The organism is Flavobacterium sp. (genome assembly GCF_052437795.1).
GTDB lineage: Bacteria > Bacteroidota > Bacteroidia > Flavobacteriales > Flavobacteriaceae > Flavobacterium.
Genome location: NZ_JBQVPA010000001.1, coordinates 163,222 through 179,943, shown reverse-complemented (window position 1 = coordinate 179,943; position 16,722 = coordinate 163,222). Strand labels below are relative to the sequence as shown.

At 45.9% G+C, this 16,722-nt stretch carries 18 protein-coding genes; 14 read left to right on the top strand and 4 right to left on the bottom strand.

Translation table 11 applies throughout. The annotated features are described in order from the left end of the window. Positions 1-519: 519 nt before the first annotated feature. The 4 genes from ACT6R0_RS00900 to ACT6R0_RS00885 all read right to left on the bottom strand — a co-directional run bounded on the left by ACT6R0_RS00900 (position 520) and on the right by ACT6R0_RS00885 (position 5,158). Positions 520-1,833, bottom strand: a complete 1,314-nt coding sequence (locus tag ACT6R0_RS00900) for a phage integrase SAM-like domain-containing protein (RefSeq protein WP_444650448.1) — start codon at positions 1,831-1,833, stop codon at positions 520-522. A 240-nt stretch (positions 1,834-2,073) separates the two neighbouring features. Next, complete coding sequence (locus ACT6R0_RS00895; RefSeq protein ID WP_444650446.1) at positions 2,074-3,066, bottom strand: TlpA family protein disulfide reductase; 993 nt, start codon at positions 3,064-3,066, stop codon at positions 2,074-2,076. A 65-nt stretch (positions 3,067-3,131) separates the two neighbouring features. Beyond that, positions 3,132-4,115 carry a TlpA family protein disulfide reductase gene (locus ACT6R0_RS00890; RefSeq protein WP_444650444.1) on the bottom strand — a complete coding sequence of 328 codons (984 nt, stop codon included), beginning with the start codon at positions 4,113-4,115 and terminating at the stop codon, positions 3,132-3,134. Between the two features lie 56 nt (positions 4,116-4,171). Next, complete coding sequence (locus ACT6R0_RS00885) at positions 4,172-5,158, bottom strand: TlpA family protein disulfide reductase (protein WP_444650442.1); 987 nt, start codon at positions 5,156-5,158, stop codon at positions 4,172-4,174. Between the two features lie 102 nt (positions 5,159-5,260). Between ACT6R0_RS00885 and ACT6R0_RS00880 the strand changes: the two genes are divergently transcribed. From ACT6R0_RS00880 to nuoK, 14 genes are all read left to right on the top strand, one after another. Beyond that, on the top strand, positions 5,261-5,824 hold the full coding sequence (locus ACT6R0_RS00880; RefSeq protein WP_444650440.1) for a hypothetical protein: 564 nt from the start codon (positions 5,261-5,263) through the stop codon (positions 5,822-5,824). A 188-nt stretch (positions 5,825-6,012) separates the two neighbouring features. Then, a complete protein-coding gene (gene aspS, locus ACT6R0_RS00875; RefSeq protein WP_444650438.1) occupies positions 6,013-7,758 on the top strand; it encodes an aspartate--tRNA ligase in 1,746 nt (581 codons plus the stop codon). Positions 7,759-7,967: 209 nt separating this feature from the next. Continuing rightward, complete coding sequence (locus ACT6R0_RS00870) at positions 7,968-8,165, top strand: cold-shock protein (RefSeq protein ID WP_444650436.1); 198 nt, start codon at positions 7,968-7,970, stop codon at positions 8,163-8,165. Between the two features lie 291 nt (positions 8,166-8,456). Next, a complete protein-coding gene (locus tag ACT6R0_RS00865) occupies positions 8,457-8,822 on the top strand; it encodes an NADH-quinone oxidoreductase subunit A (RefSeq protein WP_444650434.1) in 366 nt (121 codons plus the stop codon). A gap of 55 nt (positions 8,823-8,877) precedes the next feature. Continuing rightward, positions 8,878-9,429 carry an NADH-quinone oxidoreductase subunit B gene (locus ACT6R0_RS00860; RefSeq protein WP_444650432.1) on the top strand — a complete coding sequence of 184 codons (552 nt, stop codon included), beginning with the start codon at positions 8,878-8,880 and terminating at the stop codon, positions 9,427-9,429. Positions 9,430-9,435: 6 nt separating this feature from the next. Beyond that, positions 9,436-9,963, top strand: coding sequence for an NADH-quinone oxidoreductase subunit C (locus ACT6R0_RS00855; RefSeq protein WP_444650430.1), 528 nt, complete (start codon positions 9,436-9,438; stop codon positions 9,961-9,963). Between the two features lie 21 nt (positions 9,964-9,984). Beyond that, positions 9,985-11,220, top strand: coding sequence for an NADH-quinone oxidoreductase subunit D (locus ACT6R0_RS00850; protein ID WP_444650428.1), 1,236 nt, complete (start codon positions 9,985-9,987; stop codon positions 11,218-11,220). Positions 11,221-11,224: 4 nt separating this feature from the next. Next, positions 11,225-11,767, top strand: a complete 543-nt coding sequence (locus ACT6R0_RS00845; RefSeq protein ID WP_444650426.1) for an NADH-quinone oxidoreductase subunit NuoE family protein — start codon at positions 11,225-11,227, stop codon at positions 11,765-11,767. Between the two features lie 2 nt (positions 11,768-11,769). Further along, positions 11,770-13,137 (top strand): NADH-quinone oxidoreductase subunit NuoF, encoded by a 1,368-nt coding sequence (gene nuoF, locus ACT6R0_RS00840; protein ID WP_444650424.1) that lies wholly within the window; start codon positions 11,770-11,772, stop codon positions 13,135-13,137. 89 nt (positions 13,138-13,226) lie between these two features. Then, positions 13,227-14,270, top strand: a complete 1,044-nt coding sequence (locus ACT6R0_RS00835; RefSeq protein ID WP_444650422.1) for a 2Fe-2S iron-sulfur cluster-binding protein — start codon at positions 13,227-13,229, stop codon at positions 14,268-14,270. After that, positions 14,270-15,316 (top strand): NADH-quinone oxidoreductase subunit NuoH, encoded by a 1,047-nt coding sequence (gene nuoH, locus ACT6R0_RS00830; protein WP_444650420.1) that lies wholly within the window; start codon positions 14,270-14,272, stop codon positions 15,314-15,316. Before ACT6R0_RS00835 ends, nuoH begins: the two co-directional genes overlap by 1 nt. Before the next feature lie 24 nt (positions 15,317-15,340). Further along, complete coding sequence (gene nuoI / locus ACT6R0_RS00825; protein ID WP_265174771.1) at positions 15,341-15,889, top strand: NADH-quinone oxidoreductase subunit NuoI; 549 nt, start codon at positions 15,341-15,343, stop codon at positions 15,887-15,889. 1 nt (position 15,890) lies between these two features. Beyond that, positions 15,891-16,394 (top strand): NADH-quinone oxidoreductase subunit J family protein, encoded by a 504-nt coding sequence (locus ACT6R0_RS00820; RefSeq protein WP_444650418.1) that lies wholly within the window; start codon positions 15,891-15,893, stop codon positions 16,392-16,394. A gap of 1 nt (position 16,395) precedes the next feature. Further along, positions 16,396-16,716, top strand: a complete 321-nt coding sequence (nuoK, locus tag ACT6R0_RS00815; RefSeq protein WP_444650416.1) for an NADH-quinone oxidoreductase subunit NuoK — start codon at positions 16,396-16,398, stop codon at positions 16,714-16,716. Positions 16,717-16,722 lie beyond the last annotated feature (6 nt).

Sequence of the window (16,722 nt, the reverse complement as noted above, 5' to 3'; positions counted from 1 at the left end):
GCAATCAGTTACTAAACAATATGAAGACAACATGTCTAAACCGAATATATCATTTATCTTAGAGCAAATAATAAGTTCAATTATAGTTATGAGTGGAGAAGATTATACGCGAGCAATCAGGTATGAATTCTTAGTAAGAAATGCATTCGATTGCGCAAGAGGTAATAGAAATGGTGCAGATGTAAATTTTATGAAAAATGCAATGAGTATGGAGAAGGAGAAAGTTTCGCTAAGCATTTAGGTTCTTTTGATAAACAATTTACACAAGTTAAAAATTATTTGTCAAATGCTTTAGTTAAGCTATCTAAAACAAAACCTTATTCTACGAATAAAGATTTTTTTATTAATCTTCAACACGAAGTTGATTATTCAAATTCAACTTTTGACTTAATGCGTATTGTAGATTTGGGTTTTGATGAAATTACGAATATTAGAAAATCTTAGACAAAAGACTTATGTTCAATATCCTATTAGATTGAAAGCATCGCAGAGTAAATTATCTGCGATGCTTAAGATTAATTATAAATTCGCCTCTTCGACTACCATAACTTTCTTGTCCTCCGCTTTCCTCTCCCAAATCCTTGCCAGTTGCAACCCATAATCCATTGGTTTTTTCCCAATATATTTCAGGAACATGGTTTCAGTAGCATGCCCGGTAATATTCATAAGTAATGGAGTTGGATATTCTGCTTCGGCATAAAAGTTGGTTGCAAAGCTACGACGGCAAATGTGAGAAGAAACTAACATCCACTTTGGGTATTCACCAAGGCCATAAACTTTCGTTATTGGGTCGGTGAGATTTCCTTTAGTCAATGTATGTAAACCTGCAACTTGACAAAGTTCTTTTAAATAGCGGTTGAACATCGTACTGTTGCTGTCTCGGGTGTTTGCAAATACTGGAGGAAACTCACCATTTCTCTTGTCGAGGATAGTAAGGACTTCGTTATGAATCGGTACTTGGACAAGCGTGCCTGTTTTCTCTTGTTTAAGCGAGATAAAGTGATAGCCGCCATGATTTATTATCATCTTTTTATTCATTCTTAATAAGTCGCTTACGCGCTGACCAGCATAGCATCCTATAATAAGCCAATCACGGGCTATTTCTAATTTTGAATCTTTTAAATCCGCATTTTTTATTGCTTCAAGTTCATTAAATGACAATGTTATAATCGGTGCATCCTCCGTGAACCCTTTAAAATCGACAATCTGCCGACTCACCTCATATCCATTTTTTTGTGCATCCAAGATTATAGTCCTTACAAATGTTATATACCTACCAGTTGTATTTGTACTTAACCTCCCTTCGGTGTTAAGATAATTGACAAAATCATCACGAAAGTTCTTATTCAGTTCCTTAATCAGATATCTTCTTTTTTTATATTTCTCGAAGGCTCTTAGTTTATCAACGATGGTTTTGTATTTAGAAACCGTATCCTTGCTAACTCCTACTTTTCCTGATGGAGATCTTTTGCTTGATAAAGATTCAACATAAAAATCGCCATAATCTACAATATAATCTTTCACGTCCTCTTCCTTCCTATGGTAGAACTCATCAATAGTAGTTTTAAGCCAACTGCTATTAAGAAGAATGCCGGAAGAGTTATCTACATTCAAAGTATCCAAGACATGACCTTCAAGCTTTATAAGGTCAGATTTTAATTTTTTATATTTTTCGTCCCTACCCTTTGGTGCACCTGACTCATTACTCCAGTTTTTTGCGTCAACAAATTGCCCAGTTTTTTGCTTGAAGGTTTTTCCCCTTCCAATAGAAAGGCGAAGATAAATCGGCGAGTTACCATTCGCGCTCTGCACATAAAATTTAATCGTAGCCATATTGTTTGGATTTAGCGGCTGCTAAAGTAATAAACTTTAGACAACATTTAGTCAACCAAATTGCAATTTGCTTGAATCTATTTGAAATTAGAAATATATATTATCTTTGCGAACCCTTGTTAAAACTAATGTTTTGATGTTTTGGTAGAGGAGGAAGATCTAAGCAGAAGATATAATCCGAATCCCTTCCTCTCTGCAATAAAAAAGCTTCCGATCCGGAAGCTTTTTGAATTTTATGATCTATTTCAATAACTTATCCAGTTCCACTCTCAACCCCGGTTCTGAGGGCCTTGGCGCATCGGCATTAAGCACATTGCCTTTTGGGTCGATGAGCAGGAACCTTGGGATCGAGTTGATGCCGAATGCCTGCACGAATGCCGACTTCCATGCATTATCGGCAATGAGTTGTATGCCGCCCAGTTGCTTTTCCTCCACCATCTTACGCCACTTATCATAGTTCTTTTTCTCGTCTATGGAAATGCTCACGAACTCAATGTTCTTGCCATGGTAGTCTTTTTCCAGTTGCTGCAGGTATGGTATCTGCTGCCTGCAAGGGCCGCACCAGGTTGCCCAAATATCAACATAAACGTATTTGCCCTTCAGGCTCTCAAGCTTGGTAGTGCCTCCTTTAAAATTCTCATAATTGAATAATGGCGAAGGCTGACCCTTAAACTTGTCGGCTTTGCCTGCCTGGCCGATCATCTGTGCCACCTGTTGGCGCTGCTGTGCCACCTGCTGCCCTATGATGCTTTTAAAGCCAGGATCAAGCGCAGGGTCTTCCAGTTTCTTTTGCATGCCGGCAAGAAGCCCGTCTATCAATTTGTTGCGCTCGGTGGGGTCGGTCACCACAGCCATTTTATCACCCAACTCCTTATTGTTCCGGTTGAAGGCGGCCAGAAGATCATTCTCTTTTTCTCCGGCGCCGGTAAAGGCCACTGTACCGATCATGTCGTTGGCATTCATGGTCATTTTAAGGTCAATTCCTTCGCGCAGGTACAATATTGCTACACCTGTACCGTCGGTCACCTGGTAAAAGTCAGGCTTTACCGCAAACGACTCAGCTTTGAAATTGCCTTTCGCATCCGACTTCAGGACTTTTACCACACCTGCCTGCGACCGGATAACCAATGAATCGTTCTTTCGGTTCTCTATTTTGGCTGAGAATTTCATTTCCCCCTGGGCGAACAGTGCTGCTGATGCCAAAAGGAAAAGCAGGAGCATATTCTTTTTCATAAACGCTTATTTTTAAGATGCTAAAGATATGAAATTAGAGACCCCGCATTGCGGGGCCTGTATAATTATTTAAGGAGCTTATCGAGCTGCTGCCTCAGCGCCGGGTCAGACGGGCGGGCAGCATCGGCAGATACTACATTGCCCTGTGGGTCAATGAGTATGAACCTTGGGATACTGTCTACAAAATAAGCCTGTGTAAAATCGGAGTTCCAGTCCTTATCTGCGAACAGCTGTATGCCGCCAAGCGACTTATCAGTTACCATTTTCCTCCATTTTTGATAGTCTTTTTTGGTGTCGATGGAAAGGCTCACGAATTCGATATTCTTGCCGTGATAGTCCTTCTCTACCTTTTGCAGGTGTGGGATCTCCTGCCTGCACGGGCCGCACCAGGTAGCCCATACATCAATGTACACATATTTGCCCTTCAGGTCATCCAGCGACGTTGTGCCCCCTTTAAAATTCTCATAAGCGAATGACGGTGACTTCTGGCCGTTTAGCTTAGCAAGCTTCTCTCCTTTTTCAAGAAAACCGATAAGGTCGGCCTTCTCCATAGGAAGCTGTTTCATCATAAGCGTTTTAAAATTTTCGTCCAGTCCCTTATCCTGAAGTTTAGCCTCAAGGTCTTTGAATACCTTTTCCACATCGGCCTTGAGAGATGCATTATCGCCACCGGCCATTACTTTTTCTCCCACTACTTCAATGGCAAGGTATTTTTTAGCCAGGAAATTGTTCTCCTTCTCTCCTTTTCCTTTGTAAGCTATGGTCTCGTCGAACATTTTGGTATCCAGTGTCATTGAAAGATCGTAGCCGTTCTTTAGGTATAATGTTGCTACCTCTCTGCCATCATTGAGCTCATAAAGCCCCGGCTCGACTGAAAAGCTGTCCTTAAAGTTACCCTTGGCATCGGCCACCATTACTTTATTGAATGTTCTCGACCTTATGGTTATAGAGTCGGAATTGCGGTTTTGCACTTTGGCAGCGAATTTCATTTTATCCTGGGCCAAAAGTCCGGTAGCGGTGAAAAGTAAAAGAAGAAAGATCTTTTTCATGTCGTTTATTTGTTGGTTATTGTAATATGAAACGAAGATAGTGAATTTATAGTGTCTTAGTTTAGCAGCTTATCAAGCTCTTCCGCCAGGGCCGGACTGCTTGGTCCTGGGGCATTTCCGTCAATTATAATGCCGTCAGGGCCTACGATAATAAACCTTGGCACAAGATCAACAGCGAGTTCCTTCATCATTTCCGACTCGAACTCCTTATCGCAAATAAGCTGTACGCCCGCCAATTCTCTTGCGGTAACCGTTTCTTTCCATCGCCGGAGATCTTCCATCCTGTCGATGGATATGCTTAAAAAAGCAATGTTCTTATTGCGGTATTCTAATTCCAGCATGTCAAAAGCAGCGCCTTCCGGATAGGACCTTCTGGACCAGGTAGCCCAAATATCGATCAGGATATACTTACCCCGAAAATCCTGTTTCGTAGCCGTACCCCCATCGTGGTTGGTATAGCTAAAATCGGGCAGCGGCTTACCATTCAGGTGCTGCCTTTTAAACTGGTATTGTGACATAGTTGGGAAATTATGCTCATCATGCCAAAGATCTTCCGCTATCAACTTGCGAAAACCTGCCGTTAGCGCTTTATCCTTAGCGGCTTCCCGAAGCTGTTTAAGCCTTTTTTCCGAACCCTTTGTGAAAGATACCAAATCCTCAATACCATCAGCAATATCCATTTCAGTAGCCAGGCTGTTTGCTTTCTGCCTCGCAAAAAGTATATTCTCTTTTGCTCCTCTTCCTTTAAAAGCCATACTCTTTTTAAGATCTTTCCCGTCAGCGGTAATGGTAAGGTCAAAACCATTTTCAAAGTACACGTCCACATGATCTGTCCCGTTAACAAGATAGTATTTTCCCGCAGGGCCTGCAAAGACACCATTAAAATTGCCCTTACTGCCGGCAACTAAAATTTGCTTAAAGTCATTTTGCCCGACATATAATGTATCGCTTTTGCGATCTTGTATCGTTACAGAAAGCTTTATTTGATGTTGGGCACATAGCGTTTGTACCGTGAGGAAAAGCAACAGGAGGATATTTTTCATTGTATTTGTATCGTATCGTAAAAATAAAATTTCTATCGGATATCCGTCATTATTATTACAACTAAGTTATTATCTTTAGATTCTTAATATCCTATTTTAGCCATGCATACAAAACCTAAGTCCCTCATTGCCGTACTGGTATTGTTTATCACCATATCCTGCGGCGGCGGCCCCGAAGCTACACAAACCGTAAAAGGCGCTGACTACAGCCTGCAGATCCCCGGATCGATGTCGAGTACTACCCAGCTGAACGAAGAAGCGGCGCTCCAATACCAAAATATAATAAAAGAACTGTATGTGATCGTTATCGACGAAACCAAAACCGAAGTACAGACAGCCCTCGATGAAAATGGCCTGCAGTACGATTATACAAATGACCTGCAGGGCTACTACGACCTGGTGGGTAATAACATCCTGTCAACGCTTTCGCGCGATACGCTTCCAAAGCCTGTAGACACGACCATCAATGGCCTTAAAGCTAAGGTGCTCAAAATTGAAGGCACAGTTGAAGGCCAAAACATCTACTGGAAATTCGCTTTCATTGAAGGCAAAAAGAAATACTACCAGATCATGACGTGGACGCTTGCCAGCCGTAAGGATACACATGAAGCGGCAATGCAGGACATGGTAAACTCATTTAAGGAGACTAGCAAAAGCAAGGAATAACAGTCAGCCCGTCATAAACACACAAGCTTTTTTCGCCCTTATCCTTAAGTTTGGATACGTATATCGCTGCTTCCCTCATCTTCGGAAAAGAATTCGCGGAAAGGCGACACATCCTCTTAATAAAAATTCGTTTCATTGGTGTAATTCGTGGCATAATACTAAATTTGCACTTCAAAATTTTTAAAGCAATGTACAGAAGCCATAATTGCGGCGAACTCAACGCCATGAAGATAAACCAGGAAGTAACACTAGCCGGATGGGTGCAAAAGTCCCGTAACAAGGGATTCATGATCTGGGTCGACCTGCGTGACCGCTATGGCATAACCCAGCTTATATTTGACACGGACCGCACACAAAAAGAAGTTTTTGACCGTGCAGCATCACTTGGCCGTGAATTCGTTATCCAGGTAAAGGGCACCGTTATAGAACGTGAATCGAAAAACCCTGGCATGGCTACCGGCGAGATCGAGATATTGGTCAGCGAACTTACCATACTCAACGCAGCCATTATCCCTCCTTTCTCTATTGAGGATGAGACCGACGGCGGCGAGGAGCTCCGCATGAAGTACCGCTACCTCGACATTCGCAGGAACCCGGTAAAGAACAGCCTTATCTTCCGCCACAAGGTAGGGATCGAGGTACGCAACTACCTTTCAAAACAAGGGTTCATTGAGGTAGAAACACCTGTGCTTATAAAATCAACACCCGAGGGTGCGCGCGACTTCGTAGTGCCTTCGCGCATGAACGAAGGACAGTTCTACGCACTTCCGCAATCGCCGCAAACCTTCAAGCAATTGCTCATGGTGGGCGGCATGGACAAATACTTCCAGATCGTGAAATGTTTCCGCGATGAAGACCTTCGTGCGGACCGCCAGCCGGAATTCACGCAGATCGACTGCGAAATGGCTTTTGTAGAGCAGGAAGACATCATCCAGACATTTGAAGGCCTTGCGAGCCATCTTTTAAAAGAAGTAAAAGGCATCGAGACAGGTCCGTTCCCGCGAATGACCTACGACGAAGCCATGAAAAAATATGGCAACGACAAGCCGGACATCCGTTTCGGGATGGAATTCGGCGAACTGAACGAAGTGACGCAGCATAAAGATTTCGCGGTATTCAATACTTCGGAGCTTGTAGTGGGTATTGCCGTTCCGGGTGCCGGAGCCTATACCAGGAAACAGATCGACGAGCTTATCGATTGGGTAAAACGCCCTCAGGTAGGCGCAAGCGGCATGGTGTATGCTAAATATGAGGCCGACGGCTCCATCAAATCATCAGTAGATAAGTTCTATGACCAGGCCGACCTGCAAAAGTGGGCTGAGATAACCGGCGCCAAACCGGGCGACCTTATCCTGGTGCTTTCGGGCGACGCGCAAAAAACACGTACCCGCATGAGCGCACTGCGTATGGAATTGGCTACACGCCTTGGCCTTCGTGACCCCGAAGTTTTCGCGCCGCTTTGGGTAGTAGACTTCCCGCTATTAGAATGGGACGAGGACAGCGCACGCTTCCACGCCATGCACCACCCGTTCACCTCGCCAAAACCGGAGGACATGCCATTACTGGAAACCAACCCGGCGGCCGTACGCGCCAATGCCTATGACCTTGTGCTTAACGGCAACGAAATAGGTGGCGGTTCGATAAGGATACACGACAAAGCTACACAGTCGCTTATGTTCAAATATCTTGGCTTTACCGAAGAGCAGGCCAAAGCACAGTTCGGCTTCCTGATGGATGCGTTCCAGTTTGGCGCACCACCACACGGGGGGCTTGCATTCGGCTTCGACAGGCTTGTAGCAATATTGGGCGGGCAGGAAACCATACGCGATTTTATCGCATTTCCTAAGAACAACTCAGGCCGCGATGTTATGATCGATGCGCCTTCAGCCATTGACAACGCACAGTTGGATGAATTGCACATCAGGCTGAAATAATACAATTGCAACAATAAAAATGCGCTTTAAGGATTTTAAACCTTTGGCGCATTTTTATTGCATATTATTCACACGAACTGTAACAAATTACAGAACATTAACCGTTTGATCATAAATTAATTATTTTTTTAAAATTTTTAACATTTCTCTTTGCAGTGTCACAAATAAGTTTACCTTTGACCCATTATTAATTATTTTTTTATTATAGAATGCGTACAGGCAAAGTGAAATTTTTTATTGAAGCTAAAGGTTTTGGCTTCATTACAGACGACGAAACAGGCAATGACATTTTTGTACATGCTACAGGTCTAAGAGCAGAAGGTCTACGTGAAGGCGACAAAGTGAGCTACGTAGAAGAAGACGGAAAGAAAGGTAAAGTAGCCGCACAAGTTACGGCTATCGACTAATATATTTATATTACCCGATTACCTCAAACCCACCAATGGACCGCCCTTAATTAAGGGCGGTTTTTTATTTTGGGACATCTAATATTCATTTTTTTAGCTATTGTTTTAACAATTAAATAATTAAGAAAATGAACTGCTTATGATTATTCACAAGTGTTAAACAATTTGTATTTTGCACTTTATTTAGAACGAGTAAAAATTAAGCCCTAATCCTCTCTCTATCCCCAAAACGTTTAATTAGTTCCGCTACGGAATGTATATTTGTGGATTGTTTATAAATTGCAAGTACTTATGGACACGACCCAAATGAGTTATTTCCCGATCTTTATGCAGCTTTTGCTGGCTACGGGCTTTGTAGCAGGCACTATTTTCGTATCGAACCTGCTTGGCCCGAAGAGGAACTCGGTAAACAAGGACAAGAACTTCGAGTGCGGTATCGAATCGATCGGTAACGCGCGTATCCCGTTCTCTGTAAAATATTTCCTGGTAGCCATATTGTTCGTACTGTTCGACGTCGAAGTGATCTTCATGTACCCATGGGCCGTGAACTTCCGCGAAATGGGTCTTGAAGGCTTCCTGAAAATGGGCATCTTCATGCTGCTGCTTTTAGTAGGCTTCTTCTATGTACTTAAGAAAAAAGGACTGGAGTGGGAATAAGGTAGTTGGGCATGCATTTTGCATTACATACCTGATTATCAAAATTTAAAATCACATGAGCAATTCAAAAGATATAAAACTGGTTGACGCTCCCGTAGGAGTAGAAGGACAGGGCTTTTTTGCCACCAAGCTGGATGCTGTGGTAGGGCTCGCACGAGCCAATTCGCTTTGGCCATTGCCGTTCGCCACATCGTGCTGCGGTATTGAATTCATGGCCACCATGGCATCGCATTATGATGTTGCGCGTTTTGGCTCGGAGCGTATGAGTTTCTCGCCGCGCCAGGCCGACATGCTGCTGGTTATGGGAACCATTGCTAAAAAGATGGCCCCTATACTCCGCCAGGTGTACGAGCAAATGAGCGAGCCACGCTGGGTGATCGCTGTGGGAGCATGTGCATCTTCAGGAGGCGTATTCGACACATATTCAGTACTCCAGGGTATTGATAAGGTGATCCCGGTCGACGTGTACGTTCCCGGATGCCCGCCTAGGCCGGAGCAGATACTGGATGGCGTGATGAGACTGCAGGAGATCGTGAAATCGGAATCCGTAAGAAGGAGAAGCTCACCGGAATACCAGGAACTAATGGCTTCTTATAACATTACATAGGTACAAATGGCTTTAGAAACATCTGTAATACAAGAAAAGCTTACCGGTAAATTCGGCGACAAAGTAACCGGATTTATCCTGCAAAACGATATATTGTCATTTGAAGTAGGTTCTGCTTCAATGGCCGAAGTGATGGGCTTCCTTAAGAACGATCCTCTACTGCGCTTCAACTTTCTTACCGACGTGTGCGGCATCCATTACCCTGATAACGACATTGAAAGGCAGTTTGCGGTGGCTTACCACATGCACAACTGGATGGATAATGTGCGCATCCGTTTCAAGTGCTTCCTTAACGGAGAGAACCCTGAGATCGATACGGCTACCGGGATGTTCCTGGGCGCCAACTGGCAGGAGCGCGAAACGTATGATTTTTACGGCATCATCTTTAAAGGCCATCCGCAATTGAAGAGGATCCTGAACATGGACGAGATGACCTCGTTCCCGATGCGGAAGGAGTTCCCTATGGAAGACGGGGGCCGTACCGACAAGGACGACCGTTTCTTTGGAAGGATAACCGATAATGCTCATAATTAACCAGGAATAATTCATTTATAAATGTCAGACCTGTTATTACCACCGGAACACCGCTATGCCAAGCTGATCGAGCAAAGGAAGAATGAAGACGGCAGCGAGCTTTCCATATTGAACCTTGGGCCAACGCACCCGGCAACGCATGGTATTTTCCAGAACATCCTGCTTATGGATGGCGAAAGGATAATAGACGGCGAGCCAACAGTAGGCTACATACACCGCGCTTTCGAGAAAATTGCCGAAAACAGACCATTTTACCAGATAACACCGCTTACAGACAGGATGAATTACTGCTCCTCGCCCATAAACAATATGGGCTGGTGGATGACGCTGGAGAAAGCCCTTGACATCGAGGTGCCGAAAAGGGTGCAATATCTTCGCGTGATCATCATGGAGCTGGCGCGCATTGCCGACCACATCATCTGCAACTCGGTACTGGGTGTGGATACGGGCGCACTGACAGGCTTCCTTTACGTATTCCAGTACAGGGAGAAAATTTACGAAATATACGAGGAGATATGCGGCGCCCGCCTTACGACCAATATGGGCCGCATAGGAGGCTTTGAAAGGGACTGGAGCCCGGAAACCTTTAAAAAGATAGACAAATTCCTTGAAGAATTCCCGGCTATATGGGCAGACTTCGAGAACCTGCTTACACGCAACAGGATATTCATGGACCGCACTATTGACGTTGGCCCGATATCTGCAGACAAAGCAATGAGCTACGGCTTTACCGGCCCGAACCTACGTGCGGCCGGCATTGACTACGACGTACGTGTAATGACCCCGTACAGCTCCTACGAAGACTTTGAGTTTGACGTACCTGTTGGGAAATCGGGCGATACCTACGACCGTTTCTGCGTGCGTAATGCCGAGGTGTGGGAAAGCCTCAAGATCATCAAACAGGCATTGGCCAAGTTGCCGGAAGGCCCTTTCCACGCCAATGTACCGGATTATTACCTTCCGCCAAAAGAAGATGTTTACACCAATATGGAAGCCCTCATCTACCACTTTAAAATAGTTATGGGCGAGATACCTGTGCCAAAGACCGAAGTATACCACGCGGTAGAAGGTGGCAACGGGGAACTGGGCTTTTACCTTATAACCGACGGAAGCCGTACACCATACAGGCTGCACTTCCGCAGGCCGTGCTTTATTTATTACCAGGCATTCAACGACATGGTAAGGGGGCAGATGCTTTCCGATGCCATTGCAACATTATCAAGCCTCAATGTTATTGCAGGCGAATTAGACGCTTAAGACTATGGAGATCTCAAACGCGAAACAAAACATAAACATCACTCCTGAGCTTCAGGCAAGGATCGATGAATTGCTTAGCCACTACCCTGCCGACAAAAGGAAATCGGCACTGCTGCCTATCCTTCATGATGTGCAGGACGCGCACGACAACTGGCTGAGCATACCGCTTCAGGACAAGGTTGCCGAGATCATTGGCATCAAGCCGATCGAGGTATATGAGGTGGTATCGTTCTACACCATGTACAACCAAAAGCCTATTGGGAAATTCATGTTCGAATTTTGCAGGACATCATGCTGTGCCGTTCGTGGTGCCGAGAACATGATGGACTATACCTGCGAAAAACTGGGCGTAAAGGAAGGCGAAGTAACGCCGGACGGCATGTTCCAGGTAGTCGGCGTAGAGTGCCTTGGCGCTTGCGGCTATGCCCCGATGATGCAGCTTGGCGATCATTATAAAGAGCACCTTGACAAGCAGAAGATCGATACATTGATCGAGGATTGCAGGGCAGGGAAAATAGATTTACATAAACTGACCATTACAGAATAAGTATGGGACAAAAGATATTATTAGAGCACGCACAGGTGCCGGGGATAAAAACCTATGAGATATACCGCAAAGTAGGCGGTTACCGCTCTGTGGAAAAAGCCATAAAAAGCATGACCCCGGACGAAGTGGTGGAGGAAGTAAAAACATCGGGCCTTCGCGGGCGCGGTGGCGCGGGTTTCCCTACAGGGATGAAATGGAGCTTTATCGACAAGAAATCGGGCAAGCCGAGACACTTGGTTTGTAATGCCGACGAGTCGGAGCCGGGTACCTTCAAGGACCGCTACCTCATGGAGTACATACCGCACCTTTTGATCGAGGGGATGATCACATCGAGCTACGCGCTGGGCTGTAACCTTTCATACATCTACATCCGTGGCGAATACATGTGGGTATTCCGGATATTGGAAAATGCTATTAAAGAAGCCTATGCCGCCGGATGGCTGGGTAAAAACATATTAGGTTCGGGCTTTGACCTTGACCTTCACGTGCACTGTGGTGCCGGTGCTTACATTTGTGGTGAAGAGACCGCACTTATCGAATCGCTGGAAGGCAAAAGGGGCAACCCGAGGATAAAGCCGCCATTCCCTGCTGTTAGCGGGCTTTGGGCCAATCCTACCGTAGTGAACAACGTGGAATCGATCGCGGCAGTGCCGTGGATCGTGAACAACACCGGCGCGGAATATGCCAAAATAGGCATAGGGCGCTCTACAGGTACAAAACTGATATCAGCTTCGGGCCATTGTAAAAACCCGGGCGTATATGAAATAGACTTAGGACTGAGCGTTGACGAATTCATGAACTCTGATGAGTTCCTGGGTGGCATGATGGACGACAGGCCTTTGAAGGCTCTGGTTCCCGGAGGTTCTTCGGTGCCGATCCTTCCCGCGCACCTGATATTCAAAAATGCTGAGGGCGGCGACAGGCTGATGAGCTACGAATCGCTTAGCGAGGGCGGCTTTGCATCAGGGTCAATGCTGGGCTCGGGCGGGTTCATCGTATACAACGATACTACCTGCATCGTGCGCAACACGTGGAATTTCTCACGCTTTTACCACCACGAAAGCTGCGGGCAGTGCTCGCCATGCCGCGAAGGTACAGGCTGGATGGAAAAAGTATTGCACCGTATCGAGAACGGCCACGGCCGCGAAGAGGACATCGAGCTGCTTTGGGACATCCAGAGGAAAATAGAAGGCAATACCATCTGCCCTCTTGGCGATGCGGCAGCATGGCCGGTGGCAGCAGCGATACGCCATTTCAGGGAGGAGTTTGAATACCATGTTCGCTTCCCGGAAAAAGTTAAGAACCGTGACCACTTTGTAGCCGAGCCTTTTGAGAAGGTGAGGCATTTGGTAGCAAAAGAAGTTGTATAAGAGTTTATAAAGTTATAAAGCCGAAAGTTATAAAGTCGTATCAATGACTTGAAAAACATTATGACCTTCGACTTTCCAACATAAGAAAAATGAAAGTAACAATAGACGGACAGGAAATAGACGTAGAACCGGGGACCACCATCCTGCAGGCTGCGCGTAAGATAGGCGGCGAATCCGTTCCGCCGGCCATGTGCTACTATTCCAAACTGAAAGGAAGCGGAGGCAAATGCCGCTGTTGCCTTGTCGAAGTTGCCAAAGGCAGCGAGGCCGACCCGCGCCCAATGCCAAAACTAATGGCATCGTGCGTAACGGGCTGTATGGACGGCATGGAAGTAAAGAGCATTACATCCGAAAGGGTTGTGGATGCCCGTAAGTCGGTAACCGAATTCCTGCTTATCAACCACCCACTGGACTGCCCTGTGTGCGACCAGGCCGGGGAGTGCGACCTGCAGAACCTGAGCTTTAAGAACGGTTCAGCAAAAACACGCTTTATTGAGGAGAAAAGGACTTTTGAGCCGGAAAACATTGGCCCGAACATCCAGCTTCATATGAACCGCTGCATACTGTGCTACCGTTGCGTAATGGTAGCCGACCAGCTTACCGATACAAGGGTACATGGTGTAATGAACCGCGGCGACCACTCGCAGATATCCACCTGTATCTCTAAAGCGGTGACAAATGAATTCTCCGGAAACATGATCGATGTGTGCCCGGTAGGCGCGTTGACCGATAAGACATTCCGCTTTAAGCAGAGGGTATGGTTCAACAAGCCGTATAACGCTCACAGGGACTGCGACAAGTGCTGCGGCAAAACCACACTTTGGATGTTTGGTGAAGAGATACAAAGGGTTACGGCGCGCAAGGATGAATACCACGAAGTAGAGGAATTCATTTGCAACGAATGCCGCTTTGATCGTAAGGACACAAAAGACTGGGTTATTGAAGGCCCTCGCAAATTCGAAAAGGACTCAGTTATCAACCAGAACAACTATACCAGGAAACTGGAGACGGTTACCATTGAGACCGAGAAGAATATCCTTCTTGGGCGCGACCAGGACCGCAAGAAGATAAGTATGACGGCCATTCCGCTCAAAACAGACGAATTACAGCCATTTAAAGAAGGGAACATATAATGGATCAGGCTATTATCATAGAAAAAAGCGTTGTGATCATTGCGGTTTTCGCACTGACGATGCTCATGGCAATGTACTCTACATTGGCTGAAAGGAAAATTGCCGCATGGCTACAGGACCGTATTGGCCCTAACCGTGCAGGCCCGGGAGGTTTATTCCAGCCCCTTGCCGACGGTTTGAAGCTTTTCTCGAAAGAGGAATTCTTCCCGAACACCCCGAACAGGTTCCTGTTCATCGCGGGACCGTTCATCTCGATGAGTACCGCGCTCATGACCAGTGCCGTTATACCGTGGGGCGACAAACTACACCTTTTTGGCCGCGACATCATCCTTCAGGCTACCGATATTGACGTCGCCATGCTGTACATATTTGGAGTACTGTCAGTAGGTGTGTATGGTATTATGATCGGTGGATGGGCTTCCAACAATAAATTCTCGCTGATGAGCGCCATGCGTGCTTCATCGCAAATGATATCTTACGAAGTGGCGATGGGCCTTTCGATCATTGCGTTAGTAATGATGACCGGAACATTGAGCCTTAAAGAGATCGCCGCCGGACAGGAAGGCATGAACTGGAACGTTTTCTACCAACCAGTTGGCTTCCTTATCTTCCTGGTATGCTCGTTCGCGGAGACCAACCGTACGCCGTTTGACCTTGCCGAGTGTGAGGCCGAGCTTATCGGGGGTTACCATACCGAATATTCGTCAATGAAAATGGGCTTTTACCTGTTCGCCGAATATGCGAGTATGTTCATATCATCGACCATCCTGGCCGTACTTTACTTTGGCGCGTATAACTACCCGGGCATGCAGTGGGTGGAGGACAACTGGGGCGTAAACCTTGCCAACATCATTGGTATGGGCGCGCTATTCGCCAAGCTGTGCTTCTTTATCTTCTTCTACATGTGGGTGCGCTGGACGATACCGAGGTTCCGTTATGACCAGCTGATGCGCCTTGGATGGCAGATGCTGATACCATTGGCCATAGCCAACATAATCATTACCGGGCTCGTTATATTGATAAGCGACGGTACATTAAAATTCTAAACTATCCAGGTTAAAAGAAATATTATGTCAATAGAAACCATGTCATTATCGGGACGCAAGAAGGAGGTTTCCAACAAAAAGATGACTTTTTGGGAAAGCCTATACCTTGTGGCTATTTTTAAGGGCCTAATGATCACCATCAGGCACTTATTCACCCGTAAAGTAACTATCAAATATCCGGACGAGACCCGCGAAATGAGTCCGGTATATCGCGGCCAGCACATGCTGATGCGCGACGACGAAGGACGTGAGCGCTGTACTGCCTGCGGGTTGTGCGCCCTCTCCTGCCCTGCCGAGGCCATCACGATGAAGGCCGAGGAGCGCAAGCCGGACGAAATGCACCTGTACAGGGAAGAGAAGTACGCTTCGATATATGAGATCAATATGCTGCGCTGCATTTTTTGCGGATTGTGCGAGGAAGCGTGTCCTAAACAGGCCATTTACCTTACCAAGTCAAGGACAATGGTACGCGCCAACAACGACAGGGAAGATTTCATCTTTGGGAAAGACAAACTGGTAATGCCGCTTGACATGGCTATCAGTAACACGAAAAAACCACAAATGGCGAAATAACATGATGACAACTATATTCTACATCTTATCGGCCATTACACTTGCCTCGGCGTTTTTGACTATTTTCAGCAAAAACCCGATACACAGCGCCATTTATCTTGTAATTTGCTTTTTTTCGATCGCAGGGCATTATCTGTTACTGAACGCGCAGTTCCTTGCCATTGTACACATCATCGTATACTCGGGTGCCATCATGATCCTTATGCTCTTTACGATAATGCTCATGAACCTCAATAAAGAGGACGAGAAGAACAAATCGGTACTCACACGGATAGCCGCAGTAGTGGCATTCGGCCTTGTGGCGTTCGTACTGTTGGCCACTTTCGTGAAAGCCCAGCCGCAGCTGGAATACAAAACAGCTACCGGAGACTTCCAATCGATCAAAGTACTCGGAAAGGTATTACTCAACGAATATATGGTACCCTTTGAAACGGCTTCGATACTATTGATGGTTTCGATGATCGGTGCGGTACTGTTATCTAAAAAAGAACATATTAACGGTTAGTATGGAAAATATATTACAGGAAATAGGCCTCGAAAATTACGTCTACCTTTCAGCGCTGTTGTTTTGCGTGGGTGCGTTCGGGGTATTATACAGGAGGAATGCCATTGTTATGTTCATGTCGATAGAGATCATGCTCAACGCCGTTAACCTGTTGCTGGTAGCGTTCTCTACCTACCACCAGGATGCGCAGGGGCAGGTATTCGTATTCTTCTCGATGGCGGTCGCGGCTGCCGAGGTTGCGGTAGGCTTGGCTATATTGGTAGCCGTATACAGGAACCTGACTAACATTGACATTGATAATTTGAAAAATTTAAAAGGATAGCGCCTG

Excerpts from the sequence above, each read along its gene's own strand:
- ACT6R0_RS00890 (WP_444650444.1), bottom strand. The coding sequence starts at position 4,115 with ATGAAAAAGATCTTTCTTCTTTTACTTTTCACCGCTACCGGACTTTTG.
- ACT6R0_RS00865 (WP_444650434.1), top strand. The coding sequence starts at position 8,457 with ATGGACACGACCCAAATGAGTTATTTCCCGATCTTTATGCAGCTTTTG.
- ACT6R0_RS00860 (WP_444650432.1), top strand. The coding sequence starts at position 8,878 with ATGAGCAATTCAAAAGATATAAAACTGGTTGACGCTCCCGTAGGAGTA.
- nuoH (WP_444650420.1), top strand. The coding sequence starts at position 14,270 with ATGGATCAGGCTATTATCATAGAAAAAAGCGTTGTGATCATTGCGGTT.
- ACT6R0_RS00835 (WP_444650422.1), top strand. The coding sequence starts at position 13,227 with ATGAAAGTAACAATAGACGGACAGGAAATAGACGTAGAACCGGGGACC.
- nuoK (WP_444650416.1), top strand. The coding sequence starts at position 16,396 with ATGGAAAATATATTACAGGAAATAGGCCTCGAAAATTACGTCTACCTT.
- ACT6R0_RS00885 (WP_444650442.1), bottom strand. The coding sequence starts at position 5,158 with ATGAAAAATATCCTCCTGTTGCTTTTCCTCACGGTACAAACGCTATGT.
- nuoF (WP_444650424.1), top strand. The coding sequence starts at position 11,770 with ATGGGACAAAAGATATTATTAGAGCACGCACAGGTGCCGGGGATAAAA.
- nuoI (WP_265174771.1), top strand. The coding sequence starts at position 15,341 with ATGTCAATAGAAACCATGTCATTATCGGGACGCAAGAAGGAGGTTTCC.
- ACT6R0_RS00850 (WP_444650428.1), top strand. The coding sequence starts at position 9,985 with ATGTCAGACCTGTTATTACCACCGGAACACCGCTATGCCAAGCTGATC.
- ACT6R0_RS00895 (WP_444650446.1), bottom strand. The coding sequence starts at position 3,066 with ATGAAAAAGAATATGCTCCTGCTTTTCCTTTTGGCATCAGCAGCACTG.
- ACT6R0_RS00820 (WP_444650418.1), top strand. The coding sequence starts at position 15,891 with ATGATGACAACTATATTCTACATCTTATCGGCCATTACACTTGCCTCG.
- aspS (WP_444650438.1), top strand. The coding sequence starts at position 6,013 with ATGTACAGAAGCCATAATTGCGGCGAACTCAACGCCATGAAGATAAAC.
- ACT6R0_RS00880 (WP_444650440.1), top strand. The coding sequence starts at position 5,261 with ATGCATACAAAACCTAAGTCCCTCATTGCCGTACTGGTATTGTTTATC.
- ACT6R0_RS00900 (WP_444650448.1), bottom strand. The coding sequence starts at position 1,833 with ATGGCTACGATTAAATTTTATGTGCAGAGCGCGAATGGTAACTCGCCG.
- ACT6R0_RS00845 (WP_444650426.1), top strand. The coding sequence starts at position 11,225 with ATGGAGATCTCAAACGCGAAACAAAACATAAACATCACTCCTGAGCTT.
- ACT6R0_RS00855 (WP_444650430.1), top strand. The coding sequence starts at position 9,436 with ATGGCTTTAGAAACATCTGTAATACAAGAAAAGCTTACCGGTAAATTC.
- ACT6R0_RS00870 (WP_444650436.1), top strand. The coding sequence starts at position 7,968 with ATGCGTACAGGCAAAGTGAAATTTTTTATTGAAGCTAAAGGTTTTGGC.